Source organism: Flavobacterium johnsoniae (assembly GCF_030388325.1).
GTDB lineage: Bacteria > Bacteroidota > Bacteroidia > Flavobacteriales > Flavobacteriaceae > Flavobacterium > Flavobacterium johnsoniae_C.
The window spans coordinates 2,331,671-2,352,089 of the sequence record NZ_CP103794.1 but is presented as its reverse complement, the minus strand read 5'-3'; the positions used below and the strand labels follow the sequence as shown (position 1 = coordinate 2,352,089).

Here is a 20,419-nt window from a genome sequence, read left to right as displayed (position 1 = left end):
GCGGACGCAATTAACATGGACACTAAAAAAGTATATTATTATTGGTTTCTTTAACTGACTGTGTTTACTAATTTTAACACAACCTAATGTACTAATTTAAACACGTTTATTTTTACTAATTGAACGGCAGGAAAAGATAGAGTTACAGTACTTGCTTAATAAATATCTTGCAGAAGAAGAGTAGTATCAGTACGAAATTAGATTTCCATACTTCGAATTAAATTGGTATCGAAAATTTTACAGAACATTTCCAATTGTGTCCGCACTGCGGACACAATTTAGCTAGAGACAATATAAGCTCCTGCTATCTATTTATAATAAAGAAAAAGAGAGTCCTATATTGCTGAAAGCCTTAAAAAAACAAGTGAAATAATGGGCGCCAAAACTAGAATAAGAAATTTAACCACTCTTTTTAATAATCTGCATATCTATCAGAAGTTCTACTTCTATCAGAAACAACAGTTCCTGCATTATCTTTATTATAGCATACTTAACTGAAACAGCACCATCTGGCATAATCTTATATTTATATCAGCATTAAAATCTAATACCAGTACAACATTAAAAGCTAATACTCAAACAACATTAAAATTGTTTTTAAAAAGCCTTTTAAAAGACAGGGAACCCTTCAGTTGAACTTAAGTTCAACTGAAGGGTTCCCTGCTTCAAGCGCTAATCGGCTTGAAGCAAAGATAAATTTTAAATTTGACATATACAACTATATAACTACAAATCAATAAATTAAGAAATAAATATTGATTTCTATATTTAACCTCATATATCTATATAGGTTTCTATACATAACCTTGTATATCTATATAGATTTCGATAGGTTTCTATACATAACTTCATATATCTATATAGATTTCGATAGGTTTCTATACATAACTTCATATATCTATATAGATTTCTATAGGTTTCTATACATAACCTCATATATCTATATAGATTTCTATAGGTTTCTATACATAAGCTCGTGTATCTATATAGATTTCTATAGTTTTCTATACATAAACTCATATATCTATTATAGATCTTCATTTACATCTTATATACGAAGCTTCATAACTTTAAATATGTATCTATAAACTTTATTTACTTCTATATTTAATCTAAGTTTAGTTTACTTTTTATTTGCATTACTTAGCAGCATATATAATGACGTATTAATGTAGTAAATATCCCTTCCTAACTTATGTTTATCGAGAAGCCCAACCCTAACTAATTCATTAAGGTATCTTGTTGCTGTTACTCTTGTTACATTAAGTTCAGTTTTTACAAATTCAATTTTTGTGTAGGGATGCCTGAATAAATTATTTAATAAATCTTGGCTGTAAATCTTAGGCAAATCATTACGCATTTTATTTTTAAAAGCTAGCATTTCTTTTTTTATTCCATCAATCAAAAGTATCGTTTGCTTAGAAGTCTGTTCGACACCTTCTAGCATAAAAATAATCCAGTCTTCCCAATTATCATTTTCTCTTACATCTTGTAGAAGTCTATAGTAGTCTCCCTTTTTTTCATTGATATATCGACTTAAATACAAAACAGGAATCTTTAAAAGCCCCTGCTTTACCAAATATAGAATATTAATAATACGCCCCGTTCTTCCATTACCATCATAAAAAGGATGAATACTTTCAAACTGATGATGAATAATAGCCATTTTAACAAGCGGATCTAAATCACTTATATTATCGTCATTTATAAATTTTTCTAAATTATTCATCAGTGAAACAATTTCTTCGGGATGCTGAGGCGGAGTATAAACAACCTCGCCTGTCTGATCATTTTTTAGAGCTGTACCGGGAACTTTTCTATACCCTGCTTTATTTTCTTCAAGTTCTGCTTGAATTTCCAGAATATAAGAATTAATTAAGAGTCCATTTTCTTTTACTTTTGCAAATCCATGCTGAAGTGCTTTGGCGTAACTGTAAACTTCTTTTGCTGCCAAAGATTTAAAATCACGAGTATAAATATCGCTCTGATAAAGTTCATCATGTGTAGTAACGATATTTTCAATTGCTGAACTGTCTTTTGCTTCTTGCAGAGATAAAGTATTGATAAGAATACTTTCATTTGGTATTGCATTCGCTGCACCCTTTAATTCAGCTAAAGCTTGATGCGCTTTTGCTGCTTTTTTTAAAATAGCTCTATTTTCAACATCTCGTTCCAGTGGCAATACAGTAAATTTTGTTTCCATAAAATGACTCTTTTCTTTCAATTAATCTATACACTACTCACAGAAATATAGTAATCATAATTTGACCTTTAGTAATTCCTGTTTTTCAAAAGTATCAATAATATAACAATATAAAGATGGAATGGATACCTTTTTTGCCACAAAAAGATAAGGCAGTTTTTAACTATATTACACCATCTAGGTTATGGCGGAGTCTGAAGCTCCGCTTCAATAACCACAAAAGTCATCATATCAGGAACAACAGCAAATTAATTGATGAACTTCAGAATATAATAAATAGTCAGGCGATTACAATTCAGATACATATTCTCAGGAACGAAAATGGTAACATTTATAAAAAAACATTTTAAACGAGTAGCAGAAAGAAAATCTGAATAACGAGATTATACCAGATTAAGATAGCACTTAAAAACATTACAATCTTCCGAAAAGCAAAGAAGTAGTGAATAAATTATAATTCCCTGCTTCTTTGATATTGGTACATTTCACCTTTCCCATATAAAACCTCATAATTGATCTTGTAATCAATACAGTGCACTTGTTTTATGTAGGATACCTAACAAGAACAAGATATACTTGAAATTAACAAAAATAAATAATGCCTTAATAGTACTCGGTAAGTACTTCAATATTTGAGATCAAAGAATATTCTATGTTTGCTGCATTTAAAGCAATCGAGTTTTGATCATCCAGAACTTTTAGATCTTTTAGCATCAAATAAAATATCTTGTCATTTAAATGCAATTCTATTTTATCATTCAATAGTAAAAAAACATTATTGGTAAGAGGGATACCCGTTTTTTCATCAACAACAGAAATTTGTATACTGTTACTCTTCAGATCTACACTTGCTACGCCAAATCTTATACCATTATAAACCCTAAATTCATCTTCTTTTGTCCAAGTGGCAGTAATTCCTGTTTCATATACTTGCTTACTTCTTTTAGAGATTGATATTTGTTCACTGGTAGAACCTATATAACTAATATTCAATTTTTCTACATTATCCCCAATAAGACGAAACTTTCCATCCATATCAGTAGTAGTACCTTTTGGAGATCCCACAACTGATATAGTGACCCCAGGGAGAGTCTTACCTTCATTGTCCACAACCCTACCTTCTATCGAATTTTCATAGGCATTTAATTCTATCGAAAAGAAATCATTTTTAAAAATTCTTTCAATATTTGCCAACGGACCTGAAGTAGCTAATTTATCAAATGACATAATATAAGCATTAAAAACTACATCCTTGTCGATTAAATCATAGCTCAACCAGATAAATCCTTTATCTCCAAGTCCAGGACCGTATGAATTTAAAACCTTGAAAAGCCTTTTACTTTGATTGTAATCAACGATCACCATGGAGTGTTGCTGCTTTTTCAGCAAAGGAGTCCCCTTTTTCAACCACAAGCCACGATTAACTCCCGTATCATAAAGTGCTTTGTAATACTCTGTATCTAAATTGACAGAAATACAGACTGGATAACCTTGCAATAATTTATTTTTAATACTCTCCACATTGACAAACAGTTCATCATATATAAATTCTCTATCTTGTATCCGAAGCAATTTGACGTTTGGAGGACAGAGTTTGAAACAAAATTTTTCATCAATATCATTCGGATATGGAAAATTTCCCCAGTGCACTATTTTATTTTTAAACAGACAGGAAAAGACTCTTGAATAAGAAATGCCAACATCAACGCAATTGTCAGTAATTTTCCTGCCTTCATTTCCGACAACCCACAAATAAGCTGGACTATACAAAATCTGATTTGATGAAAACGCTCCATTGTTTATATTTTTTTTAAGAAAATTTTCCCTCATTGAAAGTGCTTCCGCCACCGCAAAAGCGGTACAGGCCCCTTGGTTACCTTGATCCAAAATCCTAGGAATGTACCTGTCAAGTGATACCGGAAGACTATTTTGTTTTTCCTTGTGTATAATCGCTGTTCCTCTTGCTAAATACTTTTTTATATCATCATCGTTATCTGATACAAAACCCGTAGCAAGTAATTTTTGTCCAAAAAAAGTATGGAAACTAACAAGGCATAATAATGTCAGGTGGCGTATCATATTATTCAGTCAATTTTTTAACAGTTGCCGCCTGAGCAAATAAAGCCACTTCTCCTTGAGAGGTTATGCTTATCTTATTTTTGCCTGTTTTTTTAAAATGCAAATCAAAACCTATCTGATTTTTTGATTCTTTTCCTACCAAATTAACATCAATTCCATTGTCAAGCTTTGCTTTTAAACCTATGTCTATGGAGTCTTTTATTTCAACTTCTGCGGAGAATTCGTAAACTTTAAGAATTTTGACAAGTACTACATTGTTTTTATTATTTAGACTTTTTTTATATGCCTTAATTTTAGGGTCATCAGAAGAGTTAATAAAATCAAGGAATGCGTCAGAATCAAAACTTTCAATCCTCCATTTACCACTTTTTATTTGGATATTTTTACTACGTGAAAGCAACACTTTCAGATCTGCGTTTGCATTCTGAACTGCATTGAAATCAACTATTGCACTGAATGAAAAATTGCCCTCCTTTGAAAGATCACATTTTGTTACAGGTTTGCCGGGATTATAAAATGTGTTGATGACATCTTCATCCGTACAAACCTTATAAAAGTCAGCTCTATCGATACTAATATCTTTTGATAGAATATAACCTAATCTTTTATCGCTTGAATGTCCCAAATAAACTATATCTTTTTTAAATGTTTCATTCTGTGCACAATTTTTAAACCAAGATTCAAGAGCCCTCCATTGGGATCCTTTAGCGGCAGGAATACTTATATCAACTTGAACAGAATCATGTTCATTAGCAGCGATCATACTCAAAGAATCTATGAGGCTTGCTGAGGGGTCTGATAAAACAAGTTTATCATTATTACAACTCATCAAAATTAAGAATACTAAAAAAACAGTAAGACTTGTGTAAAAAGATTTCATATGTTTGTTGTTTATTGGTTACTAGTTCGTTTACAAGCATCCACATAAAAGCCCACCCAATTTAATTTAGATTAATATATTAGGAGAAAAATGATCAAATCTTCCCAAAGCATTTTGTTTATACATTAATAACAATTAAGGTATAATCTTGCATCAATATTAGTTAATGCTAACCATATTTTAATATATTAATTGCTTTTATTAAGCAGTAAACTTTGTACGATTATATTTACTATTCAAAAGTATAAATTTCATCTAAAGAGACATACTAAATTCGATTAAAAACAAATATTATCGATTAATTATCAAATATTTACAACAAACAAATAAACAAACAAAAACTTTCCAAAAAAACAAAACCATCTGATTTTCTATTTTTAACAATAGATCTATTTTTTCAATCGACAATCTACTTCCCGCTGAATTTGGACAAAGCTTTATCTAGTCCAGCAATTCACAATCGTGAAATATAGTTTCTTACCATTCTTACAGTTGACTAATGTTGCTTACTCTTTTACTCTGAAGCCAAAGTTTTCTTTATTAATTTAGTAAACTACACGCTCTCCCTTTTCCGCTGGTCTGTCTGAATAAAGTTCATTGAGTTCATGAATTTTAGATTTAAATTTATCTGACCAAATTTGATATCCGTAACTTTCAGAAATATGAATAAATCTATTATAAAGATCAAAGAAATCGTTATCTTCTAAACTTTCAGAAACATTATTACTATTAATAATTTTACCAATAAGTTTTTGAACTTTATTATCGTAATTCTCTAAAGTGAGCTTGTCTTTTGGTGACAACTTTGGATTAACTTCTTTTTTCCTTGCATTGAAAGGAAGATTATGTTGCAAAGCGAATGAAAGCATTGCATTTAAAGCCACCATTGAGATATCACTTTCAATGACTCTGTTTTCTTGAGCAACGTATCCAAATTTTATTGTGGATGCATAGTTTGAATCTAGTCCTTTATACCTTTCATTTTCAGGCACATTTTCTGTTACTATTCTAATCTGCTCATAATTTACTGAAAGTTGATTGACAAAATACCTTAAGTATTTTTTACTTGTATCCACTGCATATAAAAGTTTATATCTGTCATACAATTTTTTAAAATCATAAGTAGGTTTATCTTTTTCTGATTCTTTAAAAGCAAATGCTGATGCAAATTTATCTCTGGTATAACTTCCACCAATATCAGAATGGCAACCAAACAGTTCTAAATGCACACAGTTTTCTGAATCAACTTTGCTTAAAGGAAAATTTTGTCTAATTTCATTTTGAGCTGTAATATGATAACAAGGAATTTTTTTGCACTCTATTAAGGAAATATCTTTTTCAGTTGGATAGAGAACATCTGCATTAAATGTACTTAAAACGGTGTCAAAAAGCCCATAAAATCTTATTTTACACACGCCAAGTTTCACTAAATGTATAAAGTTACTAGTGGATAAATTAGAATCAATAAACACCATTCTATGAAATAATCGCGCAGCAGCAGCACCTCTACTAAAACCGAATATATCAAATACAACTTCAGCAATATCTACATTCTTGAATTTAAATTGTAAATGAGATATTTCCTTATCTATTAAGAAAATCAACTCTTTGCAACGACTTTCAATACCATATTCACCTCTTCCGAAGCCACTACCTAATAAACTGTCTTTTTCTTCCCGTTTTGTTCCTATTCCTTCAACGTATATTTTTTTAATTATTTCATTTTCTTTTGTTTCTTCTCCGACTTTTGTTTCGCTATACAAATCGTAGAGTATGCTAATATTAGAATAATTGTTAAGGTAGCTACTTTTTGGCATAAACATGAACTCATCAAACCCAATACTTTTTTCCCTTAAGAAAGAGATCTTTCCCAATCTATATTCGTCGATAACTTCAGAAAATAATTTGCTTTGTGTCTCTGCTAACCTTGAGAAAACATCATGAACTCTTTCTGTATTGTATCTATTATTTCCAGTGCCATCAAAAAATAGTCCGAAAGTAATGTTTAGTTTATCTTCTTTGGGATCTAGCTTTATAGGCTTCATATCCCCTGTCTTTGTTATTTTTATAGTTTTCACTACAGTTTTGCTTTGTGCATTAGTGATTATATTGAATAACGGTTCGTTTAAAGTATCGAAATAACGAAGAATAAATTCTATTGATAGCTTTTGTCCAATAAAGTCTTGTATACGCAATTCTTTTTCAAATTCAAACATTTGTTTATAAGAATGAAATCTTGAAAGTATAAAAAGATTGTCCGCTAGTTTTATTCTAAACTTAAGTTTGTTTGCATATTTAAAAATAAATACTGCAATTTCATTTGTACTCAAATTGGTAACTTTCCAATTACTTCTTTCTGAAATTGAAGTATAAATTATCAGCTTAATATTGTTTGACAAAACGTTGTATTCAATTCCATCAATTGGGTAGGTCAAAAGTCCTCCTAAAAGAGTGCTAAAAATACCCGCGTTATCAACAATATGCAAATTGGGATAACGAAAACTCTCAATCGGGTTGCTTGGGTCTCGAATAATATCCATTAGAATAAGCCAAAGAGTTTTTTACGCTTCAATTTCTTGTCATGATTTTCCAAACCTCCAAGATTACCGTTTTGAAATAGATCTGGCAAGCCTTTTTGTTCTATTGAAACCCCACTTGATTGTAACACAATTAGATTTGTAGGTAAAACACTTTCCCATTCATCTTGTACAGTATAATCAGTGTTTTCTCTTAATTCTTCTGCAATTGATACAAACATAGAGCTGCCATAAACTGGCAAATTACCACCTTGCCATATTTTACCTGTAGTCAAATACATATTTACTGCATCGTTAAAGCCAGGCCGAACCGTAACAATTACACGTGCCATACCTGCTTGTAGAAAAGCTTTGTGCAATGGATCTTCACTATCTTCATTGTAATTTTCCTTCCAAATTTCTTTTTTACCCCAGTAATATGGATAGAATGAATAACTCATTTCGTTCCACTCAAAAGCCTGTTCTAAAAACCTTACAAACGCAGTGTATTCATCCAATTTGTGTGATTTGTTTATTAGCGTATCGGTGAAGTCTGTTCTTTTTTTGTATAAATTAGTTCCAAAATCTCTAATAGTATTTTCTCTATTTTCTTCATCAATAAGATAGGACAGACAATTTCTCTTCAGACTTTGGATTTCGATTTGTCTATAATTCCTTTTTTCTCTTCTATTCTTATCCTCATCACTTTTAATTTTCTGCTTTTCATACTCTTTTATAATATCCTCAACTGCTTCATTATAAATTTTCAACTTTTTTTCATATTCCTTTATAATCGTATCATAAAATTCTTTTTTCCATTCCAATATAGTTTTTATATCTGGTATGAAATTGAGGGTAAAGTTAAATCTGTAAAACTCGATCTTTGTTGCTCTTATGGCACATTTAACTAAAGATGGAATAGGATAGCTTATAAGTATATTACCAGAATTATTGATTTTATTTTTATCATCTCCCAATATATGTCCAGTGCGATAAGCCGTATAATAAATATTTTTATCATTTAAATCAATTTCAAAATATTGTCCTCCGCCCTCTTCTGTTTTAAATTCTATATCAGGACTTCCTGCATCAACAATTGAAAACAAATGAAAAGTAGTCGGAATGAATCCTTTAATTAAGGGAATTTCAAAATCACCTTCTCCCTTACTACTTTCTCTTGATAATGTGAAAGGGTCACAACTAGGGTAGTCTTTCAATTCTTTAATTCCAAATAGATTTTTGAACGCTATATAATTATCAATTGTAATTTCATTAAAATCTTTAAAAAAGTCCTTTGGATTTGTTGGCTTTTCAGGTTTAATGTTATTAATTTTTTCTAAAAGGTCATAATCGTTAACGATTCTTCCCAGTTTATGTACCAGAGCTGGTTCAGGAATTGAAAATTCATAAGTCAATCTTTTTCCATAATTCTGTATTCTATTTCTATAAACTGCATTTATGTGTCGGTAAATTCCAGATACGTGGTCTTTACTACCTCTGTTGTCAAACCCATATTTGTTTACATCTATAAATTTTTCAGTAACTGTAACAGTTCTTTCTTTTTTTACTTTTGAAACTATTTTTTCTACCGCTTTGTTGGTTACTTCTTTGGCTGTAGTTACCGCTTGTTTGTTACTATCTTCTTTAGAACCTGATGTAGAGTTTCCTGTGGTTAAATTAAATGAGTAGCCAGTACCATTAACTGTAGAATTCGTATTTACATCATTTTTTCTTTGTTCATTTAAAATTTGTGCAACTTCAGTCTGCATTTGAAAACGATCATTTGCGGTCGTTTCTTTTAAGTTTTCAATCTCAGTATCGGTGCTTTCAAATTCTTTATTTTCAGTCGTTGTTTCTTTGGTGGTTACCTTCTCCCTAAATTCACTAGCCATTACATTTTCAATATGTGCTACTTCGGCCGGAATATATCTGCTAATCGTACTCACTACTTTTCTGTAATCAGCTATACCTAACATTTGAATCCCGTAGCCTTTTGGTTTGTACGCAGTTCCGTAACTATCCTCTTCACTAAAATATCCCTTTGCTTCAAAGTAAAAAAAATATTTGCCCTTCCAAATTAATTTGTTACTGATGGTTTCTTCACGTCCTGATTCGAACTCTATTTCGATATTGAAATGGATTGTTTGATTTAAATCGTCTTTAGGTTCTTCGAGTAAAATCGTTTCATTCTGAGTTGGGATTATTTTAAAATATGCAGCAAAGCGCGAAAATTGTGAATTTTTGCTTGATGAATTAAACTCAAAATTTCGATATACAGTTTTTATATCCTTTGTATTTTTTTTTACTTTAGTTATGGGGTCTTCCTCTATTTCAGCTGTCTCTACTTTAAGCTTGATTTTAAGTTTGGCCATTTTAATTTCATCTTGAAAATTTGAATCATTGAGAATATCCGTAGAAAGTAAAAAATAATACTCTTGATTTATAAATTCCATAGAAGAGGCATAACAAGAATTTGCTGACTCCTTTTTTTCAAATTCATATTCATTATTTATATTGTCTTTTAAAATTTTCTCCTCTTTTTTTAATTTCTTGATTATATCCTCTATATTGCTTTTCCCTTTATTCAATTCAATTGCATTTATTGCGTGATTATTAGTCAATAACTCTAGATAATAATCCTTTAATCTATATTTATCTCCATAAAAAAAAGTTTCAGATTTTGGAAAAAGCTCTTCAGGAATTACAATTTGTGCATTAATTAATGAGTCGAAATTTTCTAGTTTTTCATCCTTACTCTCATCATCAATTAAGTTTCTATACTTTTTAAGATGAAAGAATCTTAAGAGATTAGTTGCAATTTCTTTTTGCTTAAAATCATTGCCAAACTTGAGATTATAAATAAATGAAAGCCAAACCTTTTTTTGAAGAACTGACAGATTAACGGATTTAAAGTCAATTTTCACATCTTTGTTTTCGTTTAACCCGAGTAATAAATTATTTATTTCATAGAAGTTATCAGACTTCGAATTGTATAAATACATTATCCTCTCAAAAACATCATTCAAAGAAATTTGAATTACTTCATCACTGCATGCAATACCTTTGATTTCATCTTTCTTCCTCTTGGCTTTTAATTTTTCAAAATTCAAAAATATTTTTTTGTCAAAATTGGTTTTATCTGAAATGGGCATCTCCAGGTCAAATAAAGATTTATCATAACAAATAAAATTCTGACTATCATTCAGTTTTTCTTTGGTGAGGTATTCAGCATTTCTAATCGTTGAAAAGTTATAAAGGGTTACTTCCTTTACATCTTTTGAGTCCTGTTTGTTTGACATATTGTAAAGATTATTTAGAATTGAATTTCTTGGGATCTAGGAAAAATCTGAACTAACTAGTATATATTACTAATACCATCAGACTTATAGCTTGCAAAATAGGTAGATTATGTCTGATAGACTTCAGGGTGTATTTATGAAATATACCTAAATTAAGCCTGCAAATATTAAAAGAACTTTATTTTTTTTGAATGCTTTTGATAGTGAAATGGTATAATTTCATGTAGTTCTCTACTACTACTTTTTCTAATAATTCCTACATACAACAAAACCTGTATCACTTACTAATAAATAATGAGAAAAACTAAGTCTCAACCAATAAAGAATAACTGCATTTTTGCCTGCTTTAAACTTTTGCAAACTTTTGTTGGAATAAAGTCCGCCGAGAATAGACCATGAAATAAATATTCTTTGGTCTTAATGACATATATTGTTCCCTAAATATTCCTAATATTTTTTGGACTTAGAGTAACAGTTCGGTCCTTTTTATCCTTCCTTACGAAGGCGCTTTAAAAACGCCTAAAAAACTATTGTCATCTCTAAAAGATTTGCAAAAAAATTAAAGATTCCCGATATACTTATAAGATGCAAGCTTTAGTACATCAAATCTCCATAGTCTAGTAGTCACTAGAAAAGAGAATCCATGTCTAAAATAAATTTCAAATACAATTATTAGGTTATTACTTGAAAAATACAAACTATATTAAAAAAATAAAAAAAAAACTGCTAAAAAACAGATTTTAACGACTAACTGTCAATTACTTATCTAAACATTAATCAAATCCTAACATAAGTTTAATAGTTTAAATAAAAGACCGTAACTATACAACTTTTCTACTTATTAATTAAATCACAAAGTAAAAAAATCTAAAAAGTAGGCCCTCTCCAACAAGCATTACCAATTACTGGCTAAACGAAAATTAAAAACATTCTAAGAAAAAATAAAAGACCAACTACCAACTAACTAATTCAAAAGTAAATCATTAAAAACATCTCTAAAATCGCAAAACTTTTACTGAAGCTGATTAATCCGTGATTTAGTTTTTTAAATTGAGTTCTGATTGTCCATTTTTTTTCTTTTGAAGTTGAAACGTTATATTATTTTCTTTATAAATAGTATCAAAAAAATTTCTACAATTGAAAAAACATTATATCTTTGCACCCGCAATGAAAAAATGATTGCGTCTTACTGGAGGAATGGCAGAGCGGTCGAATGCGGCAGTCTTGAAAACTGTTGACTGTAACAGGTCCGGGGGTTCGAATCCCTCTTCCTCCGCCAGTAGAAGTTTCAGAAGAAACTTTAAAAGTAAAAAGCCTTTAAACACTAGTGTTTAAAGGCTTTCTTATTTAGAATTGTGTCGAATCCTAATTGCAAAAAAGTGTCCTTTTTTAGTTACCCACCCTACTTTGAACTCTCTTTTAGAATCTGGGTAACTAATAAATGCTGAATTATGATTCGTTGCTTCTGAGTATTTTATCGATCTTTCCACTGTCATATAAAAAAATATATCCCAGCTTAGTATAGGGCAAAATTCCGGTCTGTCTGTATTTTATAATGGTATTATTGGACAGTCCAAACATCTTTTTTAAATCCTCATTTCTGTAATATTGAGGTCTTACTTTAAATGAATTGATACTCAGTTCAATCTTTTCTATTTTTAGAAAAAGTGGCTCTAGAATACTTTGTAGTGCACTAAAAAGCCTGGGTTTATACGAAATTTTATTTTTTTCCATTTTATTGAGATTTTAATTTAATCCTTTCCTTGCGGCGTTGCAACCGGTTTATTATGCTGTCAAGCAGACGGCATTGCTTTTCTTGATAAGTATAGCCCTTTGCCTCTGAAAATTCCCTGCTAATCGATCTGACGGGCATTTGCAGACCCTACTCCCCTCTGTAACTAAAATTCTTTTCAAAAAAGGTCTGCAGCAAAGACCTGTTCTTCACAGGGTTAGTCCTGTCAAAAAACAGGATGCCTTCGTCCATTAAGATATAGAGGATAAATGCGAGCTCATTTTTTTTAAGACTTGAGCAGCATACCATTCTTTTTGCTTTTGAACTGCTCTCTCCATTTACTGACTTTTCAAGTGATTTTATTTTGCGGTAGATCACTCTAAGCAGTTTTGACACAGTCTCCGGAGTATCAATCTTCATATCTTTCATCTTATTTGGTAATAAAAAGATTCAATTTGCTTTATTATTTCTCAATGAAGGGACATACATCTTTGAATCATTATAAACTGTATCCTTTTATGTCTTCATACCTTTAAAATTCATTGGTCAGGCAAATTAAATGCAAAAAATGCTCAAACATAACTGGTCGGTAATCTTTGTCCTTAGAAGGAAGCAAATGACAATGTCTTATTTATTTTTTTGAATTTATTAAATCATAATTGCCCACTTTTAGGGCTCTTAAAAAAAACTTAATTTATCCTAAAAATTAACTACTGGACAGTAGGAATAAAACTTTTAAACACTTAATAAACAGAATAATACAAGTTAAAACAAAACAGGTATTTATACTTGCACATATGAATATTCAACTAATTATCTTTATTTTTTTTTGTACTAAAAGTCATTAAAAATCCTCCGTTATTATGAAAATAATCTCTACCCTATTATTGCTATTTGCATTGCAGATTTATTGCTATTCTCAAAAGACTGCTCCCGTTGCAGGACATGCAGCCCGGTTAGTAGACCTTCTTAAAAAAGACTACAGCTCTTTGGATATTGCCTCACGTAATGAAACAATTCTAAAAGATATGGATGAAGTACTGGCAACATTCAGAGTATATGCGGGAGTCGATTACAATCCTGATAAATTTATCTTGAAACAAACTGTATTGACTGATACTTCGAGCATCGGCATACACCAAATAAAGTATGAGGATAATGATCTTAAATCTGCATATGAGGATTATATAGAATCTTCTACAAAATACAATAACATGTCCAAAACAATTGCTTCAGTTAATGTCTCAAGCAGTACTGCAGACACTGAATCGGGTCCTTATGAGATACTTAAAGGTTTAAATGACGATCTTCAATCTACAAAAAAGACTTACGAAGAAAGTAAGATTAAGGATGATGCCAATCAATTATTGATTTTATATGGTTATTTCAAAGATTCAAATCCATATCTATCTTTTATGCTGGAATTATTCATCTTCAAATATGACCAAGTCACCAAATTTAGACAAGATGTCTATTCAAAGGTTAATTATACTTCTTCGATACAAAAAGCACTCCCTTTTTTTGGAGGTGATCTCGCTTTTAAAGCAGCCATAGACGGATTAAGCAAATTCCTTGCAAAACGTATTAAGGACGAACTCACTACATACGCAGTTCAAAAAGTACAGGAATATTTAAATAATCCAAAACCGGAAAGCTATCTAAATGAACTGATGGTGCTTTTACCTGTAACAACCTCATATTTAAAATCATTTGACAGCACACGTACCTTAAATTTTATAAATGACCTCAAACAGTATATCGAACAGGACCTTAACAATTTAATGAACAATGCCCCAAACCTTAAGGATACGCCCCGTTTCAGAAGCTATATAAAAATGCATCCCGATCTTGATTTTGCTTTTGAAGCACTGGAACTGATTCCGCAGATACAAAAACTTGAAAATCCAATTGACTATTTTGATATTCTTGAAAACAGCCGCAATATTCAGCGTTGGGGTAATATGGACATTGAAGTGCAGGCTGAAAAAATAGCTAATAGTAAAAAGCAAATTATCGGTCTATTTAACAAATCTGCAGGCTATGATGCTGTAAAGGCAGAATATCTCAGTAAAAAAGGAGATTATAAAACAAAGAAGGACCAATACGAAAAAGAAGAAAGATCATTGAACAGCATTAACAAACTTGCTGATTATGATATCATTATTGCAAAATATGATAAAATTACCAAAGAGCTTGAATCTGCACAGAAGAATCTGGATAATTCTCAGGCGAAATTTACAAAGACCCCAAATGCTGTAACCGGAAAAAACATTCTTGATGCCAAAGCTGATTTCAATGCCAAAAAAAAGGACTTTGATGCTATTAAAAAAGACTACCAAAAAATCGATCCATTATATTTGACGGATAAATCACTTTTTGCCACAGATATAATAGCTGCTCAAAATAATTTACTCAAAAGTAAACAAGAAATGGATGATGCAGAAAAAGAAGTGAAAATAAAAGAAAAAGACTTTAATGGGCTACCGGAAAATCAGATTGACAGCTTTAATAGATATATCAAATCAAATTTTGAACAATTAAAAGTTGCTAATGATAAACTATTGCCGATTGCTGAAGATAATCAAAATAAGTTAAAAACAGCGATTTCAGTTTATAATTCTTCTTTAACTGAAGAAAAAAAAGACATCTTAAAATACAATATTGCCAACAGCATCAAGTTTGCATCGATGATAGCGCACAGCCTTGTTGTTGTCGAAAATAATAAACCAAGATTTGCTTCCACTGCATTTGTTGCCGCTTATAGCAGCGAGGTAAATTTCTATATGCTTTACCTAGGCTTTTTAAACCAGCAGAACAGAAAATTTTACAATGTTTCATATTATATAGATTCAAATAAAAAAACTTTGAAAGAAGGTTTGGAGAATCTTATGGTAAACATCATAAAGCCCGAAACTGTTACGGCCGCAGAAAAAAAATATCAGATAATATCCAGTAATATGATTCAAATAGCCAGTAACGCCGAACGCTTAAATACCAGTTTTAATGACATTAAAAAAGCCAATAGCGCAAAAGAAAAAGTAACAGCCGAGCAGGTACACAGTCTGGCGGGTGATATGATTGATTTCGCCGATGGTGTTGTGCGCGTGATAGATACTTTGGCCACTGATAAAGATTTAAAATTATTTGATGCGCCATCTGTTGAAACTATAGTCAAAACAACAAAACCGTATTTTATTACAGCCAGAACTGTAAATGACATATACTTGGACCTTCATACAAAAAATTATACAACGGCTCTTATAAAGGCCATTGAAATACCACTTGCTTTTGGAAAAGATAATTCACAGTCAAAAGTGTACAATTCTATAACAGCCCTTGTGAATAATGCTGATGACATAAATCAATTGCGTAATTTAAAAAAGTTGTTCTCCTATAAAAAAGTTTACACAGATGAGGACAAATTGAAAAGTCAGAAAGAGCTTGGTCTTTGGGTAAAAATATCACTGGACAATACCCCGAATCTTTCGGATTATTCTAAGTCGTATGAGACTGTAAATAATTTAATACAAAATAAAGACGTTGATAATCAGTTTAGCACTCTACTTTGTGATTTTGAAACGTCCATCAAGAACAAAAGCACAGAATTCTATAAAGAATATGCAGGAATCAATACCGACGAAATATTAAAAAATGTAGATGACCTACTGACCAAACATAATATAACGGATGTTAAAATAAAAACATCAATTAAGAATACAATTAAAGATGCTATTGATAATTCAATCGAGTATTACGTTTTTGGCGATGAAGTTAAAAATGAGCAGCTAAAAAAAGATACAAAACTGATGATTCAGAATTTTAAGTATTACATGCCCGAAGTATTTCCTGATGTATTTGAATTTAAGGATGATAATACTATAAAATTGATTCATTTTGTAAATGATATTGCAAATGCCGACAGTGCAGAGGATGTAGAAAAAGCCCTAAATACATTTGCTCTGCCTCCAGGAAGTTCTTCGCTTAAAGAACATACCTCTTCTTACTTTTCTATTAATTCGTATCCCGGACTGTATTTTGGTGTCACATGGAAAGACTTTAATGGTTCAAAAGAAACCTATTCAACAGGAATAACAGCTCCTGTCGGCTTTTATTTTCAGCCGTGGCCAGCCGGAAAAAAGGTTACCCTGGGAATCTATGTGCCCGTAATCGATATAGCGGCACCAGTGAGGCTTCGTCTCAACAGTGATAACGATACTGAAATACTCCCTGACTTTGATTTTATGGATATTTTCAGTCCTGGGATTTATTTTAGCCTGGGATTCAACAAGAGCCCTTTTGCAGTTAACATAGGCGGACAGTTTGGGCCTAAATTAAAAGCTTTAAGCCCTGACACTAGTACTTCTGGAGGAAGCGATCCTACACCACAAATAGTAAATGAAAAACAGGTATTTTATTTTGGCATCTCCGCAGTTATAGATATTCCCCTGTTTACTCTTTTTGCAAGATCTCAAAATTAGAAACTATGCTAAAAAGACCTTTAATTATTTTATTGATAATCCTAGCAATCACTTGGTCTTATGGGCAGGATACCTTACCCCCCAAAAAAATGCAGGAAATTATGCAGCTTGATAATGTGAAATTCCGCACAAATCAGGATCGCCAGAAAAAAGAGGAACAGGAAAATTTTTTTGAGGAAAGTCAAAAAACAGAAGCATTTCAAAAAAGTGTAGAATCACTAACTAAGTTCGAATCTGTAATAATCGAGGTTGAAACAGAAACAGAAATTTATAATTCTAAAAGACTGTATGGCCCAACTCAGTTTGACAGCAGAATCGAAATAGCTCAATTGTCTCCTAATAATGAAGAACATATAAATATTCGTAAAATAAGTGAATCCGTTGCAATGGTTATCGAAAGAAAAAATTTGAATAAAATTTCAGAAAATACATATCAGTTAAACATAACGAATACTTTAGGAAAACAATTCAATTTATGTCAAGGCGAAGCGTTTTCCGAACAGATCGTTGTAGGAGCAGGAACTGCTTTCATTGTAGCAGAAAATAAAATGATGACCGCATCCCATGTATTACGAGGCCCTTTGAAAGACTATGCTGTAATTTTTGGATACAGGGTATTGAACACTTTTGGTACTGCCGAAAGTAGTATTTCTGCTGACGATGTATATTTCTTATCTGAAATAATCAAAAATGATCCTGATTTGGACATTACAATTTTTAAAACAGATCGTCCAATTAAAAGACCAATACTAGCCTACGAGAAATCCTCACTTTTAAAGAAGGGAAATGAAATTTATATGCTTGGTTATCCTATGGGACTACCACAAAAGCTGGCCATAAATGCCAATATATCTGATGAGTCGAACTATCAATTTTTTTACACCACACTTGATAGTTTTCAAGGCAATTCTGGATCACCTGTATTTAATTTAAAATCTCATAAACTAATTGGCGTACTTGTTTCGGGAATGATCGATTATGAACTTCGTGGCGATTGCTACAAATCGGTTATTTGCCGACAACCATACTGCTTGGGAGAAAAAGTCATACGTATCGAATTAGTGCTTGAGTGACCAAATAACGATGAAGCAACAGTCTCTGGAAAATGTATTTGTATTACTTAACTATAATATATGCTTTTATCGTCTTGCAGAAATACCAGGAACATTTTGGTCCAAATCTATTTTAAAAATAGGCCTTTACAAATTGAAGCAATTCTCATATGAGAATTGCTTCAATTTTATTCACTTTCAATCAAAAAAATTTACGATCAGTATTTTAGTATAATCCTTTATTAAGAATTTCTAAAAACCCAATACGATTTTGTTGTACCCTCAATTATTTTACTTTTTGAATCAAGTATTCTGTTTGTCGGTGGTATACCTAAAAGCGTCATGTGAATATCGTTTAATAAGGTTTGTGTATCTGCAAAATAGCCATGACCTAACAAACTTGTATCTACCCTTGATGCATCTATTGAATCCAGACCCTCTGCAATGACAATGTTGTCTCCACCCTCTCCAAGTCTGATATAACCACTCCTAATTCTCTTTGAAGCAATCAATGCTTTATCTTTGTCCGATGCATAAAGGGTTAGTCCAAAATTTCTATTTATCTCAGGCATTAACTGACTTATAAAGATGTCTTTGTCAATATCTGGCGCCGCAAGTATAATTTGATTGATTAAAGTGTTAGGAAATAAGTTTTCATTTTTCAATTTAACCAAAGCATTAGTTAATACCACATTGCCCATACTATGAGCTATAATATGTATTTTTTTTAAATCTTTAGTTTCTAGTAGTATTTTAATAAAGTCACACAAGTAATTTGATGAAAGGGCAGCGGTATCGGTATCTGCAGCATAACCCGTAACAGTAGCCTCTGAAGGCCATGAAAAGGCAGTTACCCCGCCTTTAAAATTTAGATCATAACCCAGCTGAGCTGTGCGGTACATTGCTTCTTTAAAATCAACATTATATCCATGTATGAATAATAAAATATCATTCTGATCGGATTTACCTATTTTTTCTGCGAGAATCTCAGTAAAGGCATCCTTGTCCAGTAATTCATTTGTAAGAATAGTGAAATACTTTTCAGGACTATCATTAAAAAAAAGGCTTGTAAACCAGTCAGGGCGTTCTAACTCGCCAACTCGATGAGAAAGAGGTATGCTTATCTCACAAATTCCCGTATGCAAACTGGCATCTCTTTTATTCTTATATGCTATTTTTTTATTTTTAATTTCATATTTTCTGTTAGTTCCATATAACACAGGATATGAAATATACTCAGTACTAATAATGTTTTTGATATGAGTAGTAATTCCAAAATCATTACCAAAATTATGGAATAATGATCCTAACTCTGTTTCCATTTTTTCGCGTTCAAATTTTGAAAGCTCCTCATGGGTTAGTTCTACTGCTCCTTCTTCTGCCGTGGGATTATTAATTGAGTCTAAAAGTATGTATATGTCAAGATACTTTCTGAGTTCCCTCATAGAAAATCCATACAAATATTTTTCTCCAATGTAGCCATAAGCAACTAATGCCACAGGTTCGCCAGTTTCAGAAAATATTGGTGCGCCGCTTGTTCCCTGATAATCAAGTTCACTTACAACTTCTTCTTCTAGAATAAATCTTTCAAATGGTCCAATTTTACCATCATATTTCATTCCTAATACTAGTTTATCAATCTGGTTCAGGGTGTTGTCTTCTAATTCTCCCCTAATTCTGCCGTGGAAGCAGTATCCTTCTTCAAATGTTGGTTCGTAATCCAGATCTGTGTAAATCATTCTTTTTAAGTCAGCTGTTACAACTGTATCTCCAAATTTCTTCAACGTTTGCTTAATTTCAATGGAATCTTTTATCTCAGTGTAGCAGATATCTAAAGATTTCAATTTTTTCAATACAGGCTGACCAATATCGAGTCCCTCTACACTGAATTGGTCAATAAAATTTAATGCAGGCAAACTATACAGATTTGTACCATTTTCATCTCCAATACCAGTATCAAGAGCGGCCTGTTTTCCTGCTTTATCAGTGACATGCTGGACAGAAACAAAAAAAAGTCTTTCTTTATAAATTAGCAGTAAGCCACTACCTCCGCTTGAAGGCATTAGCGTTTCAGGGTCAATCATAATAACATGTTGTGTTGATTTCACAACATAATTGATTAATTCGTCGCGTAATTCTTTTTCACTCATAATATTCAATTAAATATTTAAATCTTATTT

General features: G+C 31.4%; 10 protein-coding genes and 1 tRNA gene. 3 read left to right on the top strand and 8 right to left on the bottom strand.

All coding sequences use genetic code 11. From position 1 onward, the window contains the following. Positions 1-1,123: 1,123 nt before the first annotated feature. From NYQ10_RS10205 to NYQ10_RS10185, 5 genes are all read right to left on the bottom strand, one after another. Positions 1,124-2,203 (bottom strand): Fic family protein, encoded by a 1,080-nt coding sequence (locus NYQ10_RS10205; RefSeq protein ID WP_289880543.1) that lies wholly within the window; start codon positions 2,201-2,203, stop codon positions 1,124-1,126. Between the two features lie 603 nt (positions 2,204-2,806). Further along, a complete protein-coding gene (locus NYQ10_RS10200) occupies positions 2,807-4,282 on the bottom strand; it encodes a carboxypeptidase-like regulatory domain-containing protein (protein ID WP_289880541.1) in 1,476 nt (491 codons plus the stop codon). A gap of 1 nt (position 4,283) precedes the next feature. Then, positions 4,284-5,162 (bottom strand): hypothetical protein, encoded by an 879-nt coding sequence (locus NYQ10_RS10195; protein WP_289880538.1) that lies wholly within the window; start codon positions 5,160-5,162, stop codon positions 4,284-4,286. A 545-nt stretch (positions 5,163-5,707) separates the two neighbouring features. Continuing rightward, on the bottom strand, positions 5,708-7,702 hold the full coding sequence (locus NYQ10_RS10190) for a hypothetical protein (protein ID WP_289880535.1): 1,995 nt from the start codon (positions 7,700-7,702) through the stop codon (positions 5,708-5,710). Further along, positions 7,702-10,977 carry a hypothetical protein gene (locus NYQ10_RS10185; protein ID WP_289880533.1) on the bottom strand — a complete coding sequence of 1,092 codons (3,276 nt, stop codon included), beginning with the start codon at positions 10,975-10,977 and terminating at the stop codon, positions 7,702-7,704. The genes NYQ10_RS10190 and NYQ10_RS10185 overlap by 1 nt, the downstream gene beginning before the upstream one ends. Before the next feature lie 1,191 nt (positions 10,978-12,168). Here NYQ10_RS10185 and NYQ10_RS10180 point away from each other — a divergent pair. Then, positions 12,169-12,256 (top strand) — tRNA-Ser (locus tag NYQ10_RS10180). A 170-nt stretch (positions 12,257-12,426) separates the two neighbouring features. Here the strand turns inward: NYQ10_RS10180 and NYQ10_RS10175 are convergent. Together NYQ10_RS10175 and NYQ10_RS10170 are read right to left on the bottom strand one after the other, a co-directional pair. Further along, the gene (locus NYQ10_RS10175; RefSeq protein ID WP_289880532.1) at positions 12,427-12,711 is read right to left on the bottom strand and encodes a DNA-binding protein; all 285 of its coding nucleotides are present in this window, start codon (positions 12,709-12,711) and stop codon (positions 12,427-12,429) included. A gap of 148 nt (positions 12,712-12,859) precedes the next feature. After that, entirely contained in the window at positions 12,860-13,138 is a 279-nt protein-coding gene (locus NYQ10_RS10170; protein WP_289880530.1) for a hypothetical protein, read from the bottom strand. Positions 13,139-13,572: 434 nt separating this feature from the next. On the opposite strand from NYQ10_RS10170, the gene NYQ10_RS10165 reads away from it, so the two are divergent. Together NYQ10_RS10165 and NYQ10_RS10160 are read left to right on the top strand one after the other, a co-directional pair. Beyond that, entirely contained in the window at positions 13,573-17,187 is a 3,615-nt protein-coding gene (locus NYQ10_RS10165; protein WP_289880527.1) for a hypothetical protein, read from the top strand. A gap of 5 nt (positions 17,188-17,192) precedes the next feature. Next, complete coding sequence (locus NYQ10_RS10160; protein ID WP_289880526.1) at positions 17,193-18,260, top strand: trypsin-like serine peptidase; 1,068 nt, start codon at positions 17,193-17,195, stop codon at positions 18,258-18,260. 221 nt (positions 18,261-18,481) lie between these two features. Here NYQ10_RS10160 and NYQ10_RS10155 read toward each other — a convergent pair whose 3' ends face one another. Further along, a complete protein-coding gene (locus NYQ10_RS10155) occupies positions 18,482-20,389 on the bottom strand; it encodes an alpha/beta hydrolase (protein WP_289880525.1) in 1,908 nt (635 codons plus the stop codon). Positions 20,390-20,419: the final 30 nt, after the last annotated feature.